Origin of the sequence: Actinoplanes couchii, assembly GCF_016862075.1 — a bacterium.
Classification (GTDB): domain Bacteria; phylum Actinomycetota; class Actinomycetes; order Mycobacteriales; family Micromonosporaceae; genus Actinoplanes; species Actinoplanes couchii.
This window is the reverse complement of record NZ_BOMG01000081.1, coordinates 1-20977: the sequence shown is the minus strand read 5'-3', so window position 1 is coordinate 20977 and position 20977 is coordinate 1. Positions and strand designations below refer to the sequence as shown.

Below are 20977 nucleotides of genomic sequence, written 5' to 3'. Positions count from 1 at the left end.
TGGCGGGAGGGCTGCTCCCGCGTGGTGGTGGCGTGCGTGATGGGTGCGAACTGGCCGCGGTCGGCGACCTCGGGGATCAGCCGTTCCGGCTGTTCTGCGCCGTGCTTGCTGTCGGTTCCGTGGCGGGGTCGATGCTGAAATCCTGGGTTGCCGCCCAGCTGGCGAGCAGGGCCATCCGCTCGGCTGACGGGCTGTTTTCCTCGGCGGTGTAGGTGCAGATCATCAGGCCGGTCTCGCCGGGCATGTCGAACGCGTCGAAGGTGATCTCGATTTCCCCGACCACGGGGTGCCGGTAGACCTTCTGGCCGTGGCGGTGCTCGTGGACGTGGTGGTCGGCCCAGTCGGTGCGGAACTGCGGGCTCAGTGTCGACAGCTCACCGATGAGCGCGGTGAGCTCGCTGTTGAGCGGGTCACGGCCGGCGTGCAAGCGCAGCATCGCGGCGTTCATGCTGCGGGCCTGGGGCAGGTCGGTGCAGAACTGCTCGGCGCGGGGGTCGAGGAAGAAGAACCGACACATGTTCGGGTGCTCGGCCTCGAACGCCGGGGAGAAGAAGGCGCGGCCCATTAGGTTCGAGGCGACGACGTCCTGCTGTGGGTTGAACACCAGTGCGGGCACCGCCATGTTGTCCAGGACCCGCTGTACCGACGGCCGCACTGTCGCGCCGGCCGGTTTCGAGGCCGGTTTCTCGGCTTTGCTGGGCGCGGGGCGGGCCAGACCGAACAGGTATTCGCGTTCCACGTCGTCGAGCTGTAGTGCCCGGGCGATCGCGTTGAGCACGCTTTCGGAGGCGCCGCGGATGTTGCCGCGTTCCAGGCGGGTGTAGTAGTCGATGCTGACCCCTGCGAGCATTGCGACTTCTTCACGCCGTAGCCCGGGCACGCGCCGTTCGCCGCCGTAGTCGGGCAGCCCGGCCTGTTCCGGGGTCACGTGTGCGCGGCGGGAGATCAGGAATTCCCGCACATCGTCTTTGTGGCTCACAGCCTCACCTCACAGCTTCGACGATAGATCTGCCTGCCCGTCCATCGAACCTCGCCCGGGGCTGAGGCTGGGAGGGCTTGTCAGGACCCCTCACCCGTGCGGGCTGGGGGGTCCTGACAAGCCCTCCCAGGCACCGGACCCGGCGGGCTTTCATAGGTGAGGCGCCGACCGCGGATCTGCGGCTCCTACGGCGCTCAACTGCGGAAACTGATGGGGTAGACCTGTGCGTGAGGTGACGGTCCCGAGACGCGAGCCGGCCGGCATGGTGGCTTCGGCGCCGCGATTGCTGCCGGTGTTACTGGTGGTCCTGGTGGTGTTCGGGCCGATCTCGATGGACCTGTACCTGCCGGTGCTGCCCGCGCTGACCGACGAGCTCGGCGCGGTGCCGTCGATGGCGCAGCTGACGATGACGACGTGCCTGATCGGCCTGGCCGCCGGGCAGCTGATCGCCGGGCCGGTCTCCGACCGGTACGGCCGCCGCAAGATCCTCATCGCCGGGATCGTGGCCTACATTCTCACGTCGCTGCTGTGTGCGTTGAGCCCGACGATCGAGCTGCTCGTGCTCACCCGGCTCGTTCAGGGCCTGGCCGGCGGCGTCGGGATCGTCATCGCTTCCGCGGCCGGACGTGACGTGTACTCCGGCCCGCGGCTGATCCGGTTCTACGGCCGGCTGACGGTGATGGGCAGCAGCGCGGCGATCGTCGGCCCGTTGCTGGGCGGGCAACTCGCGCAGGTCACCGACTGGCGAGGCCTGTTCGTGTTCCTTGCCGTGATCGGCGTGGTCCTGTTGGTGGTGACGCTGGCCGGGTTCCCGGAGACGCTTGCACCGCAGAACCGCACGAGCGGTGGCTTGGCCCAGACCGGCCGCGACTTCCGGGTCTTGGCCGGTGACCGGATTTTTCTCGGCGCGGTCCTCAACCAGGGCTTCGTGTTCGCCGCGCTGTTCGCCTACCTGGCTGGGGCCACCTACGTCCTGCAGGGGCACTACGGGTTGTCGCCGCAGCAGTATTCGTTCGCGTTCGGGTTCAACTCGGTCGGGTCGGTGGTGTTCGGGTTCCTGGCCGCCCGGACCGCCGAGCGGTGGAGCCTGCGCGGCACCCTTTACGTCGGGTTGGCGGTGGCCGCGGTGGGGGCGCTCGGTGTCGTGCTGGCCGGGATCGTCGACGTACCCGTCGTGGTTGTCCTGGTGTCTTTGTTCTTGCTGGCCAGCGGCGGGTCGATCACCAGCACACCGGCGACCACCCTGGCTCTAACCGAGTATCCGCAGATGGCCGGCACCGCCTCGTCGCTGCTCGGCGTGGTCCGGTTCGGGTTCGGTGGCATCTCCGCGCCGCTGGTCGGTATCGCCGGCGCCACTGCCATCCTGCCCCTAGGCGTCGTCGCCACCGTCTGCGTCGCCCTAGCCGCCCTCGCCTTCGGTGTCTTCGCCCATCGCGGACAACAACCACCGAAAGCGCCCTGAACAGAGTGCACTCGAGCCGGTAGGGAAACCCCCTGCGTGCTCGACCCGAAAAATTGTCGATCAACCCGAAGGACAGCATCATGCGCGCAACCATCATCTACGCAGCCGGCGACGTCCGCGTCGAGCAGCGCGACAAGCCCACGATCCAGGAACCGACCGATGCGATCATCAAACTCGCGGCCTCCTGCGTCTGCGGCTCGGACCTGTGGGCCTACCGTGGCATCGAGGACGTCAAGGAACCGACCCCGATGGGCCACGAGTACGTCGGCGTCGTTGAGGAAGTCGGCTCGGCGGTGACCGGCATCAAGCCCGGCCAGTTCGTCATCGGTTCGTTCTTCGCCTCCGACAACACTTGCGAGATCTGCCAGGCCGGCTACCAGTCCGGCTGCGTACACCGCCAGGGCGTCGGTGGCGCTCAGGCCGAGTACATGCGGGTTCCGCTGGCCGACGGCACTCTGGTCGCCACCCCGGAGCAGCCGGCCCCGGACCAGATCGCGTCGCTGCTGGCCGCCTCCGATGTGTTGGGCACCGGCTGGTTCGCCGCCCTCGCCGCCGAGGTCGGACCGGGAAAGACCGTGGCCGTGGTCGGTGACGGCGCCGTCGGCCTGCTCGGAATCCTGTCGGCCAGGCAACTCGGCGCCGAGCGGATCATTGCGATGTCTCGGCACGCCGACCGGCAGGCCCTGGCCCGCGAGTTCGGCGCCACCGACATCGTCACCGAACGCGGCGACGAGGGCGTGGCGAAGATCAAGGAGCTGACCGGCGGGCTCGGCGCACATTCGGTGATCGAGGCGGTCGGCACGCAGGAGTCGATGATGCAGGCCATCCGTTCCACCCGGCCCGGCGGGCACGTCGGCTACGTCGGCGTCTCGCACGGCGTCGAACTCGACGGTCAGGAGCTCTTCTTCTCCCACGTCCACTTGCACGGTGGGCCGGCCCCCGTGCGCGGCTACCTTCCCCACCTGATCGACCTGATCCTGCGCGGCGAGATCAACCCCGGCAAGGTGTTCGACCTCGAACTGCCTCTCGACCAGGCCGCCGACGCCTACCAGGCCATGGACGAACGCCGCGCCATCAAGGTGCTCCTGCGCCCGTGACGAGAGACTAAACGCCGGACGACACGAAGGAGCACGCGATGACGGCACGACAGGCAGCGGGAACCGTGCGGGCTCTCGCTGACGGCACCGAGATCCCGATCCTGGGTCTGGGCGTCTGGCAGGTCCGCGACGGGCGCACCTGCGAGGACGCGGTGCGGTGGGCGCTGGAGGCTGGCTACCGGCACGTCGACACCGCGCAGTATTACCGCAACGAGGGCAGTGTCGGCCGGGCAGTACGCGACAGCGGCCTGCCCCGCGACGAAGTATTCGTCACCACCAAATTTGATCCCGGGCGCCGCGACCCTGCAGCTGAGCTGGAACGCAGCCTGGATAGCATGGGCCTCGACTTCGTCGACCTGTACCTCGTGCACTGGCCCGGCGGGGGGCCGACCCGGGCATGGAACGGCATGCAACGCGCGCTGGAACGAGGCTTGACCCGCTCGATCGGGGTCTCCAACTACAGCGCTACCGACATCGAGACCCTGCTCGGCGTCGCCGACAGCCTGCCGACGGTCAATCAGATCCAGTTCAGCCCGTTCGAGTACCGCCGCGCTTTGAAGGACACTTGCGAGCGGCTCGGCGTGGCGGTGCAGGCCTACAGCCCTCTGGGTACCGGCCAGCACCTGCGTAACCCGACTGTCACGACGATCGCCGACCGCCTCGAACGCACACCGGCCCAGATCCTCATCCGCTGGTCACTGCAACGGGGCCTGATCGCGCTGCCGAAATCCAGCCACCGCGACCGCATAGCCTCCAACGCCGACGTCTTCGACTTCGACCTCTCCGACGACGACATGACCAGCCTGGACGCCCTCGACCGCACCAACTGGACCAATCGATCCCTTGAACATCCTTGGTGGTGACCGTACGACACCTGGCACGAGATCTTCGGTTGAGCGCAACCGGTGGCTGCGCTCAACCGTGGGGTCTGCACAGACTCGCTGTGGTCCTGAGGCCGACGACGGCTCATCGCCGGGCGATTCAACGACGGGGGCTGGAGTGGTCGGCGATTGAGAGGGCTGGCCGCATCATTCGGCTCAAGATCAACCGTTGCCGCCGGTTTTGGTTTGTGGTGCTGTGACGATCTGCCGGGCGAGGGCGACGAGATCCAATACGGACGGGTGGCTCGGCGGCAGCCGCCAAGCGAGGCGGACGGTGACGGCTGGCGCGTCGGACAGTGGCCGGTAGACGACCGCGGGGTTGGGATACATCGCCGCGGTGGCAGTGGTGGTGACGCCGACAGCTTGGCCCGTGGTGATCGCAGCGATCCAGTCGTCGGTGATGGCGACCTCGATGGTGTCGAACGGGGTTTGTTCCGCGGGCCAGAGGTCGAGGGTCGTGGTGCCGGCCACGGTGTTGACGGCGATCAGCTCAGCGCTGAGATCGTGCAGGCTCAGTCGCGGCTTGCCGGCCAATGGACCGTCAGCCGCGACAGCGGCGACGCGTGGCTCGGCCAGCAGAGCCGCGGTCTCGACCTCGGCGGGTAAGTTCACCTCGCCTCTGATGACGGCGACGTCGACGGTGCCGTGGTCGAGCCCGGCGGTGCGATCGTCGACTCGGAGCAGTTGCAGAGGTATCTGCGGATGATCCTGCTTCCAGCGTCGCAGCAGCGGCGGCGTGTGTTCGCCGAGCGCTGACCACGCATGGCCGAGGCGTAACGGCCAGGCCCCGGCTCGGGCCGGGTCGAGAGCCTGATCGACGGCCGCGACCGCGGCGGCGGCCCGCGGCTGGAACGCCCGGCCGGCAGCAGTGAGTCGTAGATGATGGGTGGATCGGTCTATCAGGCGGACGCCGAGATGGGCTTCCAACTGGCTCACGGTTCGCGAGAGAGCGGGCTGAGTTACGTGCAACCGGGACGCTGCACGGGTAATGGTGCCCTCATGAGTGATGGCAAGGAAAGCGCGTAGATGCCGCAGCTCCACGGTCATAACTGCGAAGCATAACCGCAGCGAAAGCGGCATTTCCGATGCCATGAGGCGGCTCATAACGTCAATGGCATGGCAATCGCTGCGAATCCCGGCTCATCTGCCACCATGCCTTCTGGCCTGCCTGCACCGACGATGCAGCGCCCCAGCGCAGACGCCGGGACGGTAGGCCTGATACTGGCAGCGGTGCTCTCCGTCCAGTTCGGCGGCGCCGTCGCGGCGCTGCTGTTCCCTCGGATCGGGGTGGACGGTGTCGTGGCCTTACGGCTGGCGATCGCAGCGATCGTCCTGTCGGCGGTATGCCGGCCCCGCGTCCGGGGATACCGGCTCACCGACTGGCTACTGATCGGTGCGTTCAGCGTGGCGCTCGCTGGCATGAACACGCTGTTCTACCACGCGATCGAGCTGGTCCCGCTCGGCCCCGCAGTGATGCTCGAGGTGCTGGGACCGCTCGTATTGTCCGTGGCGACCGCCCGCCGCGCGGCGAGTTGGCTGTGGGCCGGCCTCGCAGCTACCGGAGTGGCACTGCTCAGCAGCACCGGTTTCGACCGGCTCTCCCCGGCCGGAGCGGGCTTCGCGATCGCAGCCGGCGCGATGTGGGCCGGATACATTCTGGCCAGCAGGGGGGTAGGACAACGCTTCCCCAAGGCCGACGGCCTCGCCCTAGCCATGATCGGCGCCGCAATGATCACCCTTCCGATGGGGGCCGGCACGGCGGGAACCACGCTCTTGAGTCCTTCCATCCTGGCAGTTGGCGCTGCGGTGGCGCTGCTGTCTTCCGTGTTGCCATACACCCTGGAGCTGCTGGCGCTACGCCGCATGCCCACAACCACCTTCGCCGTCCTGATGAGCCTCGGACCTGCTATCGCTGCACTTGCCGGTTACGTCGTCCTACGCCAGCGACTCGCCCCTGTCGAAGTGCTCGCCATCATGCTGGTCATCGCCGCCAACATCGGTGCTGTGCGCACCCCGCCCCGACGTGGTGCCCCAGCAGCCGCCCACGCCAGCTGACGTCGAGGACGTCAAGCAGCACGGGTCCAGAGCCGAGAACGGCTGGCGCATTGGGCAGAGTGCGGCTCCTGAGCGCCCGACAAGATCAATGCGGCTTAAGGTTAGGGATGAGCAGCTCGAGCGAGTGATCCATGACGAATACGGTGTCTGGTAAGTACGGCTACTCCGCCAGTACAACTGCCCGAGTAACGCCGCCCGCGTGGTCATTGCCGGCTGCCGTCACGGCCCGATGTCCGAGAGAGCGGGACGACACGCGATCGGGTGTTGGCAGCTTGCCGGTGAAGTACGGTGTTCTCGGTATGTAGCGCGGCGATGACGGTGGCGGCGGCGTCGAGCTGCTCCTGTAGCTGGCGGCGTTCCCGGTGGCTGTCGCGCAGTCGGGACCGCAGATGCTCGATTTCTTCGTCGCGGCGGCGAACGGCTACGCCGGCGGGGCTGTCGGCGAGCAGGGCGTCCCATTCGGCGAGGATGTCTACGGCGCGGTTCATGGTGGCTCGGCTGACTTGGGCCTCGCGCCAGAGGTTGTTCTTGGTGAGCGTGCCGTCGGTGTGCTGTGGCTTGCCGGCGAACAGGCGCTGCATCGCCTCCCGCAGCCGCTGTCGGGTGGCCGGCGATACATTCCCGCTCACTGGATACTCCGGCCAAGGACGCGGTCGACGTCTTTGAGCTGGACTTCGATGTTGCGCCGGTGGTTGGGGGCGAGCGTGCCGGTATCGAGCAGGCGGTGCAGGGAGGATTGCTCGGCGCTCCAGATCGGTAGGTGTGCGGGGGCGATGATGCTGTTCGCGCACCGTGCGGGCTGACAGCGGTCGAGTAGCGGGCCGCGGTGGCCGTCCGGGACGATCGTGTCTTCCAGGCATTTGGCGCCGGCGGGGTCGTCGTCGTTCATGGTGCAGTGGTTGAGTTTGCCGAAGCGGATCGAGATCCGGGTGCGGCGCAGCAGGTCGTGCTCGACCCGGGTGTCGCCGCGCCGGGTCTGGCCGGTGGCGCGCAGGTGTTCGGCCTGGGCCCGGACTGCGGTGAAGGCTTCGCGCAGCCGGTCGGCGCCGGGTCCGAGGCCGATGCTCTGCCCGTTGGTGTCGGCGTTGAAAAGTTCGGTGAGCCTGTCGAAGCGCCGATCGCTGATGGCGTCGTCCAGATGGCGGGCCCAGGCCGGGTTGTTGTCCATGTAGCTGCTGGTGACACGGTTGGCCAGGGCGCGGGTGGTGACGTGTTTGAGTTGCATGCCGACCGCGATCTCGGCGCCGGGGAAGTCTCGGGTGAGCAGGGCCATGGTTCGCCGGAACATGTGCGGGGTGATCTTGCAGTCCGGGATCGGCTCCAGGCCGCTGATGTGCCGCCAGCGGTTGATGTGGTTGATGAAGTCCTCGATCGCGGCGATGCTGGCGAACCCGTCGCCGGGACGGTGCTCGCTGACCGCGGCGAAGGTGAGGCTCTCGTGCAGGGACAGCCGGCCTGCCAGGTCGATCGCGCGGGCCACGGGCGGGGTGATCCACCAGTGTTTGACCGGCAGGCTCGAATCCAGTTTCTGCTTGGTCGACTTCACCGCGGGGCTGCCGTAGTAGTCGACAACGGTGCCTCGGGTGATCTGGCGTAGTACTGGCGCGAGGGGGTTATTCCAATCGTGCGCTGTTCTCCGTCGAACAGAGGGCTGGAGCGTATTTCCGACGAGCAGTCCGACAGGCAAATCCTCGAGCAGCCCAGCGCTGACAAGCCGATGGCTGACGTGGTGGCACCTTGCCGGGCTTCGGTCGAAGGCGGCGGCCCAGCGCCAGCGACCGACGTGCGCCAATCACATGCGGTAGTCGTTGGACGTAGGCTGGCGCCCGGATCGCGGCAAATGAGTGCGGCGGCCCTCCGGCAGGCGTCAAGCTGCGTTGGTGGGCATCTCCGACCGGATTCATATTCGCCTGTTCGTTGAGGCATCGTCGGACCGAAGCACTGAACTGGCCTCGGCGCTGGCCGACCGCCTCGCCGGCTACGGTCGAGTCCAGGTGCACGAAATCGGCACTTACGCGAAGAATCATCGGCTTCTGGAATTCAACGTCGATCTGACACCGACCGACAGCGCATCGGCTTGCATCGGCCAGCTGCGCGCGTTTGGGCCGGCAGGCTGGTCGGGCGATGTTTGGAGGCACCAGCCGCAGGGGCCGATATTCCTGCTCTCCGAGGTTCGCTGGGTATGGCTCGCTGATGGCAACGGTCTCGCTGAGGACGATTGGAAGACGAGGCTCAATCCAGTCGCTGCTGCGGCGGCGACGGTGCTGCTCGCGGTCATATCATTCTGGGGAACGAGTCTCTTCGGGCTTGCCCTGGCCTCTTGTGACAGGGAGGACCGACCGCCTGCCGGCTGCGCTGAAAGTGGTTTCTGGTTCTCCTCAGACGGACACCTTTACTCAGCCTTCGGCGGTCTCGGCATAGCTGTCTTCGGAGCCTGGGTTTGGCCCCGTCGAGCCCGCTGGGCATGGCTCAGCGCTGGTTACCTCATAGCTTTCGCAGGCTTCGCCATCAACGTCGCGGTCTATAGAGGTGCGCTATGACGACAGACTCGCTGCGAGTCGAATGATCCGCGCTAGCGGTCAGCGGCAGAAGCGGATGTCGTCCGTTTGTTGATCTATGGTGCTACTCCGGCTCTATCCAGCGCCTTACCACTACGGAGGGAGCCGCCGCACCTGCCGACCATACCTGTAGACGCAGCCGTTCCATCGTCGCGAAATCGTCTGCGGAATCAAGGTCTGCTTGGTATGCCCGGTCAAGGTTGGATCGCGACGCTCGTAGACGCAGCCATCCCTTGGACACCGAGAAGCGCGCCGCGTCCGGCTCATAGTCGGTGCACCCCATGATCACCAGCCGGCCCGATGAACAATGGAGGCTGGCTTCCACGACGTGGTCGAAGTCGATGTTGTCGTCCGTCGGCGGCCCGTCCAACGCCTCTACACTGACCGTCACGTCAACGTTCACCGTCGTGCCGAGCGCGACGGAGTCCTCGCCGACCGCCAGACGATCCTCATCCGCCTGGTCTGTCCACGCATCGCCTAGATCCGTCTGGGAGCCCTCATCGAAGACGTGAATCTGGCGGTAGTCCGCGAACAAGGTCAACTCTGCCACGCTGCCATCATGCACGGCCGCCTCTACCGACTCGGCGGGATTCCCGTTAGCACCAGGCTCGCCACGCACACTGTCTGGCCGAGCTGCATACAGACCGTGACGAGCTGGCGCGCGACCAGCGGCAGAAGCGGATGGGTAGGACGCAGCCTCCGAAGCTTGCCCGCCGCTGGGTCTGACGGGCTGCTGCGCTAGGTGCGGAACCATCCGTGTGGCTCCTGGCCCTGCCGTCCAGGTCCGGTCGTTGGACTCGGTGGTCGCCGGTAGAACGGTTCGGCAAAGGGCAGCTCGAACTGTTCGCCTTCCACGCGTACGGTTCCCGGCTGGGCGTGGGTGCGCCATTCGCATGCCCAGACGCGCCCGAGTACCAGTACCGGGGGTCGTGTGCCGTCGGCGAGCTCAACGGTGGGAGCCACGCTGCCGGGAAGCTCCCCATAGACGAGCCACCAGGTCGGCGTGCCGGACCATGCCCCACCACGAGCCTGCGGCTGCGGCAGACCGCTCCAGCGCACCCACTCATCATCGTCTGGCGTGTGGACGCCGTTCAGTTCGTCGCGGTGCTGCAGGTCGCTGAGTTCTCGCCAGAAACCGTCGCCGCGCCACTGCAACCACCAGTCGACGCCAGGCAGTCTCAACATCGTGATATCCGGTGCATCAGACGCGCCTGTCACGACATCTCCACTCCTTTTCAACTTGATGCCCGGCCAGCTCACAGATGGCCGAGCCCGCAGGCGTGTGACCGCGGCCCAACTATTCGATCATGATGCCGGAGGAGTCCTGCCCGCATCCGCTCATCGGCAGATCCGGGCGCCCGCGAAGAGGGTCACCATCACCATCTGTAGCTGAGTCCTGTGGGGCGCCTTTGACCGTCTTGGTGGAGTCCGGCGCCCCTTGCGTTGGCCTACCCTCTTTGCTGACGTCGGCCTCCTCCTTTGCGCGGGCGGCAAGGTACTCGGCCCAGTCACGTCGGGCGTAGAGGACCCAGCGGATGGCGGTGTGGCGGTGCATGCCGGTCAGGTCGGCGAGGATCGGGCTGGGGAGGTCCGTCGCGAGTGCGGCGAGCGCGGCGTTGCGGGCGGTGCGGACTGGGATTCCGTGGCGGCCTAGTTTCTGGGTCATGCCGTGGGTTGAGGTCGGCTTGCCGGGGACCATGCCCGGGAAGAGCCATCGAGGACCTGGGTGGGCTCGGGACAGTTGCGGCCGTGGCTGAGGTTGGTCCGCGAGGTGTTGAAGCAGTTCGGCCAGGCGCGGGGGTAGCAGGACGGGGTGGCGGCCGAGGAGCAGCCGGGCGTGCTTGTCGCCGAACGTGAGGTGCTCGTGCGTGAGGTGGCAGACGCGCTCGCAGGAGGTGCCGAATAGCAGAGTGATCGCGCCGGCGGCACGGACGTCGGTGGGCATGGAGTCGTCGGTGAGACAGCGCTGGAGGAGTTGCCATCGGTCGTCGTCATCGAGCAGATCTTGGGGTTCCTGTGCCGGGATGGTGGGGATGTTGAGTTCGCGGGTGAGACGCCGGCTCGTGGTCCATTTCAGGAAGTAGCGGATCAGATAGTGGCGCTGGCTGGTGGCCCCGGCAAGCCAGTCTTCGATGTGGTCTTGGGTGAGGTCGGCGAGGGCCAGGCCGCGTTGGTCGAGCCACGCCAGGTAGTCCAGGGCGACGCTGACGCGGCGCCGAAGGTCGCGGTCGGCGGAGGCGGGGTGTTGGCGGACGGCGGCGCGTTGGCGGGCGCGTCGGAGCAGGAACCAGTGCAGGAACGGGCGCGCGAGATTGGCGTGGGCGGCCGGCTTGTCCTCGAGTTCGTGTTCGAGCCAGCCTGGGATGCGTTCAAGATCCTCGTGGCGTTCTTTGAGGATGCCGGTGTGGACGAGGAGCTGACGGATGTAGCGCTGGTTGCGGCTGGGCGGTAGAGCGTCGAGCAGTTGGTGGGTGAGCCTGTGCCCTTCGGCGACGAGCTGGGCCAGAAGCTCGGTGTTCGGGCTTTCCTTGATCCACTGGATTGCGGGAAACGGTGAAGGGGCGGCTGCCAGGGCGGCGGCGAGCGGTTCGAGTTGCGGGGCGATGGTGCCGTCCGGCCCGGTCAGCAGGGCTGTCACGCGTTCGGCGAGCACGCAGGACGCGCATCGGCCGCGGCTGTGCGGGTTGCCCGCCCGGCCGCATTGACGGCAGCTGTAGTCGGCGGCGAAGCCGACGCATGGCCCGCAGACCTCGGTGCCGTGGTCGTCGCGTGCGATCAAGGGCTGGACCGTGTCGCAACGCGGGCATGGGGCGGGCGAGCGCAGCACGGCGGTGTAGCAGGTGTGGCAGACCGGTCCGATGGGCCAGCGGGTCGTGCTTGGCTTGGTCCGACCGCAACGGGCGCAGGGCTCGCCGGTGCGGTTGCGCTGGTAGCAGGTGGCGCAGATCGGTTGACCGTTCTGGTCTCGGCTGGCGCAGGGCCGGACGCGGCTGCAGCTCGCGCAGGTGACCTCGGGGCCTTGATAGCAGCCGTCGCAAAGATCGGGCTGTCCGTCGCGGGCGTTGCGGGCGATGCGCTTGAGCTGCCCGCAGCGCCCGCAGAGACGGCGAGGGCGGTGGTGGCGGTTGTAGCAGAGGTGGCAGATCGCGCCGCCGGACTTGAGGAGTGCGGCGGCTGCGGTCTTGCCGCAGCTCGTGCAGGTGTGCAGCGGTTGCTTCCAGCAGCTGCGGCAGAGGGCTTGCCCGTCCTCGCGGCGGACGGCCGGAGCTCGCGACTTGCCGCACTCGGTGCACGGCTCGAGGACTTCCGGGTCCGAGTGGTAGCAGGTGTAGCAGATGCGGCCTTCGGGGCGGCGGGCGGCGATGCGTACGCCTTCGCGTCCGCAGCGGGCGCATGTAGCGGACCGGCTGCGGGCGTCGCAGACGGCGCAGAGCCGTCCTTCGGGCCGGAGTTGGCGCAGGTCGCTGCGTATTTTCCCGCAGCTCGCGCAGCCGGGACGGACCACGGGGTGTCCGGCGGTGTGCAGGACTTCGGCAAGCCGCAGCAGGACCGGCGGGCAGAGGGAACTGCCCGAGGTCAGCGCATCGGGGTGGGCGGACAGGTGGCCGGCGAGTTCCTCCAGGAAGCGGGCCGCTCCGCGGACGGGAATCGGCACAGCGGCCACCAACGCGGCGCCGGCCTGCTGCTGGTCGAGCACGGGCAACGCCACCATCAGCTGGCCGACGGCGCTGGTCGTCGCGGCTTCCATTCGCGCGGCCTGCGCGGCGAGCCGGGCGACGGTCGACGGGGCCGTCGGCCAGGAGGCGCTCACAGGCCCTCCGGACGCCGGATCGCGGTCCGGCGTACCGCCGGCAGCGGGCCGCCCGTGTCACCGCCAGCGGTTTTGCGGACCTGTTCGTTGACGACCTGGATCTCGATGAGGTCGTTAGGCTGGCAGGCCAGGATGTCGCAGAGCGCTGCGAGGATGTCCATCGACAGCCGCTGGGGCGGCTGCGTGACCAGGCGGAAAACCTGCTCACGGGAAAGGTTGATGCCGCGCTCGGCCAGCAGCGGGACCAGGTCGGTTGTCTGGAACATGTCGCGGTCGGCCATGAGCTTGCGTAGGTTCCAGCGGTAGCCCATCTTCTTGATCACTTCGGGTCCTCCCAGATGCCAGGGAAACGCTGGCCCAGCTTGGTGTGCAGCAGCCGGTTGCGGTATTCGTCCGAGACGCCGGTGTAGATAGCCGTGGTACTGGCGTAACCGTGACCTGCCTGGTCCTGGACGAACCGCTCGGGGTAATCGAACTCGACCAGATGCGTGATGTAGGAATGCCTCAAGCAGTGCAAATCGAGCTCCTCAGGCAGGTCAGCGGCCTCTCGAGCGGCCTCGAACGCTTCGTTCGCCGACCGGCGTGATAAGCGCCCGGACCGTTCGGTGACCCAGATCGCGGGGTGGGTCCCCACACCGAACCGGGGCCGGACCTCGGTCAGGTAGTGGTCGATGACGTCGACGATCCAGTCCATCTCCGGGACGGTGAAGACGGTGCGGCGCTTGGGCGGGCTGCCTTTGGAGGATTTGCCCCAGCGGATGAACAGCGCGCCGTAGCGCTTGTACTGCGCAGCCTTCGGGTTGCGCCGCAGATCGGCAAGATCGAGGCCGACGTTCTCCCGACGCCGAAGCCCGTAGGCGTAGTAGGCCTTGAGCAGCGCGGAGTCGCGCATCGCGGTCAACGCGCCCTTGCGTCCGCGTTTGCGGATCTGTTCGACCCGTCCGTCCGCGGCGTCGAACAGGGCCTGGATCTCGTCGTAGGTCAGCGGCCGGCGGCGGGGGTCGCCCTCGTATGCGCTGACGTGGGTCACGGTGTTCCACTCGTGCAGGATCTGGACCGGAACTTCACCGAAACGCTGCTGGCAGACAGCCATCCAGCCGTAGCGCGGATCCGTGATGTACTCGCAGAACATCCGCAGGTGATTCTGGTAGTTGCGGCCGCTCGACACCGTGAACGTCGGCGTCCTTGATTGCAGGTGATCCATGAACGCCTCGAACTCCGCCGGCTGCCACTGCCAGGGATACAGGTTGGAGAACTCGGCGAACCGGCGGACCAGCGACAACCGCGGCTTGATGGTCCCGTCCCATTTGAGGAAGCGGGCCCGCTGTTGCTTGGTCCAGCCCTCGAGCATCGCCTCGAACACGGCGGGCGCAGGATCCAGGTAGGACACCCCGTCGACGAGCACCAGGTGTGCCGCACCTGCTAGATCGGCCGTTTCCGCCACTCCAACCTCCGTTGCGTTAGATGCAACATTGTTGGGGTGAGATCGGCGGGACGCAAGAGTCGCTGGTGGATCTTTTGCGACTGCGGAAGGATGACGGTGCCGCGAACCGCTGACCTGGTGAAACGCGATTATCAAGCCCGAGCGGAATGCTGCGTCAAATGCAACTCCGCTCCGTTTTCGTTGTCGCGCATCATCGAGAGGGCAGCGGTGAACACGAAGCAGGCGTTGCGCAGCATGACGGTCTCCAGCCACAGCTCGCGCGAGCCGAGCCCGTCGTGCCAAGGTCCGCGGGTGCCGTCGGGCCGGGTTACCTGCGCTAGGTCGGCCAGCAGGCCCGGCTGGGTGCGGCCGGCGGCGACAAGCCGGTCGACCGCGTCCCTGCGGCGCCGGCCGTGAACTCTGTCGCGCTGAAAGAACGACGGGGAGACACCCAGAATGCGGGTCAGCACGTGCAGATTCGCCATCGGTCCGGGTCCTTCACTGGACCGGGGCCGGCGCATCGGCACGCTGGCCGTAGAGCTGCGCAGCCAGGACTGGAAGCGGTCCTCACCCGCCGGGTCGGTCACCGGCCGGGCGTCGATCTCCTTCCAGTAGGCGCCGGCGCGCACGATATCGAGGGCGAATACGTCGATGTAGGTCCAGCAGTTGCGCACCAGCGGGAACCAGATGTCCGGTGGGATCGCCGGGGTTCTCAACGGCGCGACGATCGGATGGTTGACCACGGCATTCGTCGACACGCCGGGCCACGGATCGCTGGGGACACCCGCACACGTCAAGGCTGCTCGCAGTCGGTATAGGGCTTTGATCAGAACGACGTGGTTGCAGGCGCTGCCCGGTTCGTCGGCCGCCAGGCGGTCGCGGATGTAGGTCTGGAAGTCCTCAGCGGCCCAGGCGGACAGGTCCGTCGGCAGCGCGTTGGCGGTGCCGAACGCGGCGAGCGGGCGCAGGCGAGCGACTCGCTGGGTGACGGTCATCGGCGACAACGGGTCGCTGCGCAGGTGCACGCTGGCAGCCAGGATCGCCGGGTGGCGCGGATTGAGCCACAGCATGGCGAGCTCGCGGGCCATCAGGTTCCAGCGCGGCGGCAGGTTGTGAAATAGCACCCGGACGGCGCTGGGTGGGTGATTGGGGGCTCTGTGCAGCACACCGTTGAAGTCCCAGCAGCGGGTGTCGCCGAACCGGGGCACGACCGCGCCGGGCAACAGCGGGTGTGACGAGACCACCGGTTCGTCGTCGCGGTAGAAGGCCGACGGCTCGCCCTCGAGGGCGGCTGCGCTGGTCACGCGTCGAACTCCACTCGGCTCGACAGCGGCAGGTGCACCACAATGCGTTCCTCGGCGATCTGCGCCCGGGCGCGGGCGATCTCGACGTCCGTGCGGGACTGCAGTACTTCGGCGAGGTTGGCTCGGCTCTGCCCCCACAAGGCGTGGAAGTGCCGGGGCTCGAGCCGCAGGGCGAGTTGCTCCAGGTGATCGGCGAACAGCAGCAGTTGCGGCAGGTTCGACGGCAGGATGAAAGCGTTGGAGCATTCCAGGCAGCGCAGCGGGGCGACCGGGCACAGTTGTCCTGGCCGGCCGAACGGTGACGCGAACGGATCCGTGCAGTCGGTGACACCCATGTCCAGCTGTCCGGTGCGCAACGCCTCCACCTCGGCGGCGCTCAATCCCAGCGCTGTCGCGGCTTGCGGGTCAGCCAGCGACTCGCTCGCCTGCTCGTCCAGCACGGTCGGCCCCGCCAGGGCCTGGTCCAGCCACCGCTGTTGCGCGGTGGTGATGACGTTGCCCGCGATCACCCGCAGCGTCGTGCCATGCGCGTAGTGGCCGCTGAAGGTGGCTTCGGAGTGATCATCAGCGACATCACTGATGCGGCCGCCGAACGCGATCGTCTTCTCCACCTTGACGGACTTGCGCAGCCGGCGAATGTCAGCGACCCCGTCGACCGTCAACTCATTGTTGCGCAGCCAGTCAGTGAAGTTCTGCCCTCGTGTTCGGCTCAACGCTGCGACCTGCAGCGACGAACCGACCAGGGAAGCTCGCAGGAACAGTGGCACCGGCGAGATCCCCACCAGCGCTGCCAGAGGCCGGCTCAGCTCCAGCAGTTCCCGGATGATCTCGGCGGCGTCCAGTCTCGCCCCGGACGGATGCAGCAACCCCGCAGATGAGACGTCGCTGGTGAACGCCTGTCGCATCCGGGCATGCGCGCGGCGTTTATTGAAATCGATCGTGACGCCACCGACACCGAACTCGATGTCGTCCTCGGTCAGTGCTGTGACCTCCTCCGGCGCTCGCCCGGTCGCGGCCATCAGCAGAATCCGGTAGGCGTGCAGGTCCATGCTCGTCAGAAACAGCTGAGCCACCAAGAACCGCACGAGTTGCACCGTGCTCTGCCAGCCCAGCCCCTCTGGCGCCAAGTCATGCAGCGAACGCGGTAACGACGACGACGGCTGCGGCAGCCGGGCCAGCACTTCGGTAGCGCCGCCCATGTCACGCGCCATGGCCCACAGCAGATTCTCCAGGACGAGCCAGCCACCGACGGCCGGGTCCATACCAGCGGCGGCCAGCTGCCGACCGTGCCGGACCCTGGCCTTCGCGGCCAGCCGAGCTGCCTCAGCCACCCGGATCAGCTTCTTTTTGTCGGCGCGGCTGAACTCATCCAGCTCCGTGCTCCCACCGCGGCGAACCCCGACCGCCCCTTCGACCCACCCGTGCAGATGCCCGGCAACCGGCCGCGACGGATGCTGGACCCGGCGGGCCACCAGCGCCCGGATCCGGCCGGCATACCAGCCCGGCGCCCGAGAGCCTGCGGCGTGCTGAGACGGCAGAATCCGCATCCACTCGGTGACCGCTCGGTGAAGGTCCGGCTCGCGACGGCTAAGGGACGCCGACTCAGCGTCCGCGACCTCGGCATCGACGTAATTGAGGAACGCCCGCATCGCCGTGATGTAGACCCGGCCCGCGCCTTCACCCACCCGGCTCGCCTCAACCAGCTCGACCCACTCGTCGGCGAGCTCGCCGGCCAGCCCAGCACACCGGAACGCATCAGGCCGAAATGAGAGCACCACCGTCGCGGTGGCCAACGCCGCCCGTCCTGTCGCTGGCACTGTCACCTGCCGCACTCCGATTCTCGGCACCGTCGGCGTGACCCCGCGTGCCGTCGGGAACCCGGCCCGGTGCTCACCCCTGCGTGGCATCGTCGCCCCCCAGCGTCATCGCCTGACCGGCGATGTCGGCGTAGGTAGCGCCGCCCGCCACGGTCCAGTCCTGGAACGCCTGGTCAACCTCACGCATTGGGTCCTTGAGATAGCGGATATAGCGGTAGGTCGTGGACGGACTGGCGTGCCCGAGTCTGCGCTGTACCTGCAGCAGCGGGTTCCCGCTCATGTGGTCCAGCAGCGTCGACATCGGTGTCCGCCGCCGGCGGTCATCGTCGAGCACCAACCGGGTCAGATAGATCAGCAACCGCAACGCGAAGGTATGCCGCAGATCGTGGTAAACCCAGCAGCGGCGCGGCAGGACGACGCTCACCCCGGTGACCGCTTGCCCGGTCATCCGTGACCACGCCGCCCAGCGCACCCGGTCCCACCCCGAGGCGGTCAGCATCCGGCCACCTGTTCCGACGAACAACGCCAGCGGATCCAGGCCGTCACCGGTCTCCCGTACCGCGATCCGGCGCAGCCCAGGGTCCATGGCGCGGATCGACCTGGTGACTGCGTGGCCGTCAAGGATCCCGGACACCCTCGTTCCGTCGGCCTCCAGCCGCCGGACGACAAAGAGATCCTGGCGGGCACGCCGTAGCGACTTCTGCGCCTTGGCAACAATCTCAGCTCGCTCAAGCCGCAGATACGGGTCCAGCAGATCCATCGCATCGGTCGGTACGTAGACCGACCGAGGATGACCTGACTTCGCGCACGCCCCCAACCCCACGTGAGCCGAGCGGGACCGGCCATCGATTAAGCCCAGCTCGGGAAGCAGCAGCGTCGACCACTCCTGGAGCCGCATCCCCGTCAGCAACGCCAGCTCACAGGCCGCGCGGTTGCGATGCGGCCGCCATCCCCGGAACGTGTCGTCCACGCCGCCGTCCGGGACGATCCCGCCGAAGCCGACGTCACGTAAGTGCAGGTATTGCTGCAAATCTATATGCCGGACGCGCAGGTCACGGCGCGTTCGGCTCGCCAGCGACGTCTGTCGTCGCGGCGTATTGCGCCACGGCCGCCGCGCGACCACACCCTGACGTACCAGGAAGTCGTACAGGCAACCGATCGCCGCCGCGTCCCGGTCCCAAGCCGCTTCGCTGACGGTCTCGCCGCCGTCGTCGAGCCGCCACCGGCGGAACTCCAGGACGTCCTGCTCCGCAGCCGAGCTCAGGTCCAGGTCCCTCGCTCGGAGAAACCGCAACAATATCAACGCCGTGTATGCGTATGCCCGCATCGTCTTGACGCTGCGGCGGTTCAGACTCAGCTCCCGAAACCAGCTGCACAACGGCTCGACCGGCAACATCGACTTCGACAACAGCACCGGAGTACCTGGAATCGGCGCCGATCGCCCGAGCACCGCGACGACATCAGCCGCGCTCAGCCCAGTAACGTCACCAACGGAACGGGTCTTGTGCACGTCCGTGAAAAACAGGTACATGTGGGCCTCGCGAGCGATCGATGAGCATGACAATCGCTCAACGGCGCTCGATCCGGACCAGATACGCGCGTTGGCCGAGGCTCACCTGAGACATCTCAAAGTCTCTGGAGAACCCTCGAACTTGAGCTGCTTGATCAGCCCGGTCCGGGAGAACGCGCTGAACTCCAGGTAGCTGGACGCCTTGTCGACGGCGTTCTGCTGGGAGACGGTCAGCTTCTTGCCGGCCTGGTCGATGGCCGCCTGGGTGGTGGGGTCGGCGGCCGGCTCGGTGGTGGGCGTGGTGGAGCCGAGCGAACCCTGGTACTCGCCGCACAGGGCGGTGTCCCAGAGCTTCGGGTCGTACTCCCGGGTGCCCCCGGTGATCTCCATGCACAGCTGGAGCTTGTCGATAGTGGTCGTTCCGGCCGTGCCGGACTCCGTGGTGGCGGTCGTCTTCGCCACGATGGACGTGGTGGTGGGGGTGCTGCCACCGCCTCCGCCGAGGGCGATGCCGGCGACGGCCGCGACGGCGAAGACACCACCGGCGACGATGCCACCCAGCTTGTGCGGGCCCATCTTCGTCCCGGACTTGCCCGGGCCGGCGGGCGGCGGCGGGGGTGCGAAGGCCGGCTGCCCCGGCGCGGCCGGGTAGCCCGGCGCACCCGGTGCCGGCGGATAGCCCGGCTGACCCGGTGCGCCCGGTTGGCCCGGCGCCGGGTAGCCCGCCTGATAAGCCGGGTAACCCGCCTGCTGACCGGGCGGCGCGCCGTACGGGGCCGGCGGCACGTACGGCTGGTCGGGTCCGGGCGGGTACGGCTGCTCAGTCACAGGTCGGTGTCTCCACGGACGAGGAACGAACCTGGTCGCGGCCGGTTCCCCGTCCAAACACCCGACCGCGCCCTCACTCAAGCCGATCGGGGCCCCGGGCGCCTTCCGTGGATCGGTCCGGAATGCGAACCGACACGGTCACCGGCGTCCACCGACCCGGCAACCGGGATCACCCGTCAGGGTCGGTACCGCGCCCATTCGGTGCGGAGGCGTACCGGGGAGTTCGTCCCGTCAGTCACCCGGATCGCGGTCGAACAGGCGCCGGACGTTGCGTTCGATGTCGTCGAGCGGCCCGGGGAAAGCGAGCTGGTGCAGCATCAGGCCGTCGAGGTAGTCGAGGACCGCCGCGGCCTGACGTTCCGGGTCGCCGGTGCCGACCTCGCGCAGCCGGTCCGCCGCCCACACCCGGATCGCCGCGGCCGACGTAGCGAGTGGTTCGCGCAGCTCCGGGCGGACCGCGGCCTCGAGGAACAGGGTGTACCGCGCGACGGTGACGGTCCGTTCCGGTCCGAGGGCCCGCTGCACGTAGGCGGTCAGCGCCTCCGCGAGTTCGCATGGGTTCACCGGGCGGACGAACGCCGCGATCGTCCGCCAGGCCTCGCGGTCGCGGTCGGCGAACCGCTCGACGACGGCCACGAGCAGCGCGTCCCGGGTCTTGAAGTAGTTCGCCGCGGATCCGGCCGGGAGCCCGGCGGCGGCGTCGACGGCGCGGTGGGTCAGCGCTCGCAGGCCCTGATCGCCCAGGATCCCGATGGCGGCGTCGAGCAGGAGTTCTTGGCGGGATGGCACCCGCACACCCTAAACGAGCACAACACCCATAGTTCAAAAACAACATTTGTTGTACGGTCGGAGCATGGCTCGACACGCGTTCATCATCGGCGGGGGCATCGGTGGGCTGGCGGCCGCGGCGGCGCTCGGCAACGACGGCTGGCGGGTGACGGTGCACGAACGGGACGAGGCCCTACCGGCGGCCGGCACCGCGCTGGGCATGTGGCCGTCCGCGCTGCGGGCGCTGGACACCCTCGGCATCGGCAACGACGTCCGGCTGCTCGGGCGGGCGCAGCGGCACGGCGAGTTCCGCCGCCCCGACGGCTCCCGGATCGCCACCATCGACTCCACCGCCGGCGACCACACCCACCTGCTGTCCCGGCCGGCCCTGCTCGGCGCCCTGCACCGCGCCGCGACCGAGGCAGGCGCCGAGATCCACTTCGGCACCCCAGCCGGCGATCCACAACAGTGCGGCAGTCCGACC

Annotated in this window: 20 protein-coding genes; 6 read left to right on the top strand and 14 right to left on the bottom strand. The window is 67.9% G+C overall.

Going from position 1 to position 20977, the window contains the following annotated elements; all coding sequences use genetic code 11:
* Positions 1–76 precede the first annotated feature (76 nt).
* Complete coding sequence (locus tag Aco03nite_RS32395; RefSeq protein WP_203801694.1) at positions 77–979, bottom strand: helix-turn-helix transcriptional regulator; 903 nt, start codon at positions 977–979, stop codon at positions 77–79.
* A 223-nt stretch (positions 980–1202) separates the two neighbouring features.
* Between Aco03nite_RS32395 and Aco03nite_RS32390 the strand changes: the two genes are divergently transcribed.
* From Aco03nite_RS32390 to Aco03nite_RS32380, 3 genes are all read left to right on the top strand, one after another.
* Positions 1203–2441 carry a multidrug effflux MFS transporter gene (locus Aco03nite_RS32390; RefSeq protein WP_203801690.1) on the top strand — a complete coding sequence of 413 codons (1239 nt, stop codon included), beginning with the start codon at positions 1203–1205 and terminating at the stop codon, positions 2439–2441.
* Between the two features lie 80 nt (positions 2442–2521).
* Positions 2522–3538, top strand: coding sequence for a zinc-dependent alcohol dehydrogenase family protein (locus tag Aco03nite_RS32385; protein WP_203801688.1), 1017 nt, complete (start codon positions 2522–2524; stop codon positions 3536–3538).
* Positions 3539–3576: 38 nt separating this feature from the next.
* Positions 3577–4401, top strand: a complete 825-nt coding sequence (locus Aco03nite_RS32380) for an aldo/keto reductase (RefSeq protein WP_203801686.1) — start codon at positions 3577–3579, stop codon at positions 4399–4401.
* A gap of 180 nt (positions 4402–4581) precedes the next feature.
* Here the strand turns inward: Aco03nite_RS32380 and Aco03nite_RS32375 are convergent, their stop codons facing one another.
* Entirely contained in the window at positions 4582–5466 is an 885-nt protein-coding gene (locus Aco03nite_RS32375; RefSeq protein ID WP_203801684.1) for a LysR family transcriptional regulator, read from the bottom strand.
* A gap of 183 nt (positions 5467–5649) precedes the next feature.
* Here Aco03nite_RS32375 and Aco03nite_RS32370 point away from each other — a divergent pair, with 183 nt between their 5' ends.
* Complete coding sequence (locus tag Aco03nite_RS32370) at positions 5650–6474, top strand: EamA family transporter (RefSeq protein ID WP_239145624.1); 825 nt, start codon at positions 5650–5652, stop codon at positions 6472–6474.
* A gap of 203 nt (positions 6475–6677) precedes the next feature.
* Here Aco03nite_RS32370 and Aco03nite_RS32365 read toward each other — a convergent pair whose 3' ends face one another.
* Positions 6678–7055 (bottom strand): hypothetical protein, encoded by a 378-nt coding sequence (locus Aco03nite_RS32365; RefSeq protein ID WP_239145623.1) that lies wholly within the window; start codon positions 7053–7055, stop codon positions 6678–6680.
* 44 nt (positions 7056–7099) lie between these two features.
* Positions 7100–8020 (bottom strand): hypothetical protein, encoded by a 921-nt coding sequence (locus tag Aco03nite_RS32360; protein WP_203801680.1) that lies wholly within the window; start codon positions 8018–8020, stop codon positions 7100–7102.
* Between the two features lie 334 nt (positions 8021–8354).
* Between Aco03nite_RS32360 and Aco03nite_RS32355 the strand changes: the two genes are divergently transcribed.
* The gene (locus Aco03nite_RS32355) at positions 8355–9014 is read left to right on the top strand and encodes a hypothetical protein (protein ID WP_203801678.1); all 660 of its coding nucleotides are present in this window, start codon (positions 8355–8357) and stop codon (positions 9012–9014) included.
* Positions 9015–9096: 82 nt separating this feature from the next.
* Here the strand turns inward: Aco03nite_RS32355 and Aco03nite_RS32350 are convergent, their stop codons facing one another.
* The 10 genes from Aco03nite_RS32350 to Aco03nite_RS32305 form a co-directional block, all read right to left on the bottom strand.
* Complete coding sequence (locus Aco03nite_RS32350) at positions 9097–9582, bottom strand: hypothetical protein (RefSeq protein ID WP_203801676.1); 486 nt, start codon at positions 9580–9582, stop codon at positions 9097–9099.
* Between the two features lie 188 nt (positions 9583–9770).
* Positions 9771–10250, bottom strand: coding sequence for a hypothetical protein (locus Aco03nite_RS32345; protein WP_203801673.1), 480 nt, complete (start codon positions 10248–10250; stop codon positions 9771–9773).
* Positions 10251–10329: 79 nt separating this feature from the next.
* Positions 10330–12843, bottom strand: coding sequence for a site-specific integrase (locus Aco03nite_RS32340; RefSeq protein ID WP_203801670.1), 2514 nt, complete (start codon positions 12841–12843; stop codon positions 10330–10332).
* Positions 12840–13163 carry a helix-turn-helix domain-containing protein gene (locus Aco03nite_RS32335; RefSeq protein ID WP_239145628.1) on the bottom strand — a complete coding sequence of 108 codons (324 nt, stop codon included), beginning with the start codon at positions 13161–13163 and terminating at the stop codon, positions 12840–12842. Before Aco03nite_RS32335 ends, Aco03nite_RS32340 begins: the two co-directional genes overlap by 4 nt.
* Positions 13163–14248, bottom strand: a complete 1086-nt coding sequence (locus Aco03nite_RS32330; protein ID WP_239145622.1) for a tyrosine-type recombinase/integrase — start codon at positions 14246–14248, stop codon at positions 13163–13165. Before Aco03nite_RS32330 ends, Aco03nite_RS32335 begins: the two co-directional genes overlap by 1 nt.
* Before the next feature lie 170 nt (positions 14249–14418).
* Positions 14419–15570: a hypothetical protein gene (locus Aco03nite_RS32325; protein WP_203801667.1), complete on the bottom strand. Its 1152-nt coding sequence runs from the start codon at positions 15568–15570 to the stop codon at positions 14419–14421.
* On the bottom strand, positions 15567–17363 hold the full coding sequence (locus Aco03nite_RS32320; protein ID WP_203801664.1) for a hypothetical protein: 1797 nt from the start codon (positions 17361–17363) through the stop codon (positions 15567–15569). The genes Aco03nite_RS32325 and Aco03nite_RS32320 overlap by 4 nt, the downstream gene beginning before the upstream one ends.
* 97 nt (positions 17364–17460) lie before the next feature.
* A complete protein-coding gene (locus tag Aco03nite_RS32315; RefSeq protein ID WP_203801662.1) occupies positions 17461–18918 on the bottom strand; it encodes a tyrosine-type recombinase/integrase in 1458 nt (485 codons plus the stop codon).
* Positions 18919–18999: 81 nt separating this feature from the next.
* On the bottom strand, positions 19000–19725 hold the full coding sequence (locus tag Aco03nite_RS32310; RefSeq protein WP_203801661.1) for an Ltp family lipoprotein: 726 nt from the start codon (positions 19723–19725) through the stop codon (positions 19000–19002).
* A 231-nt stretch (positions 19726–19956) separates the two neighbouring features.
* Entirely contained in the window at positions 19957–20514 is a 558-nt protein-coding gene (locus Aco03nite_RS32305) for a TetR/AcrR family transcriptional regulator (protein WP_203801660.1), read from the bottom strand.
* A gap of 64 nt (positions 20515–20578) precedes the next feature.
* Here Aco03nite_RS32305 and Aco03nite_RS32300 point away from each other — a divergent pair.
* Positions 20579–20977: FAD-dependent oxidoreductase (locus Aco03nite_RS32300; protein ID WP_203801659.1), on the top strand; the 399-nt coding region annotated here is incomplete at its 3' end.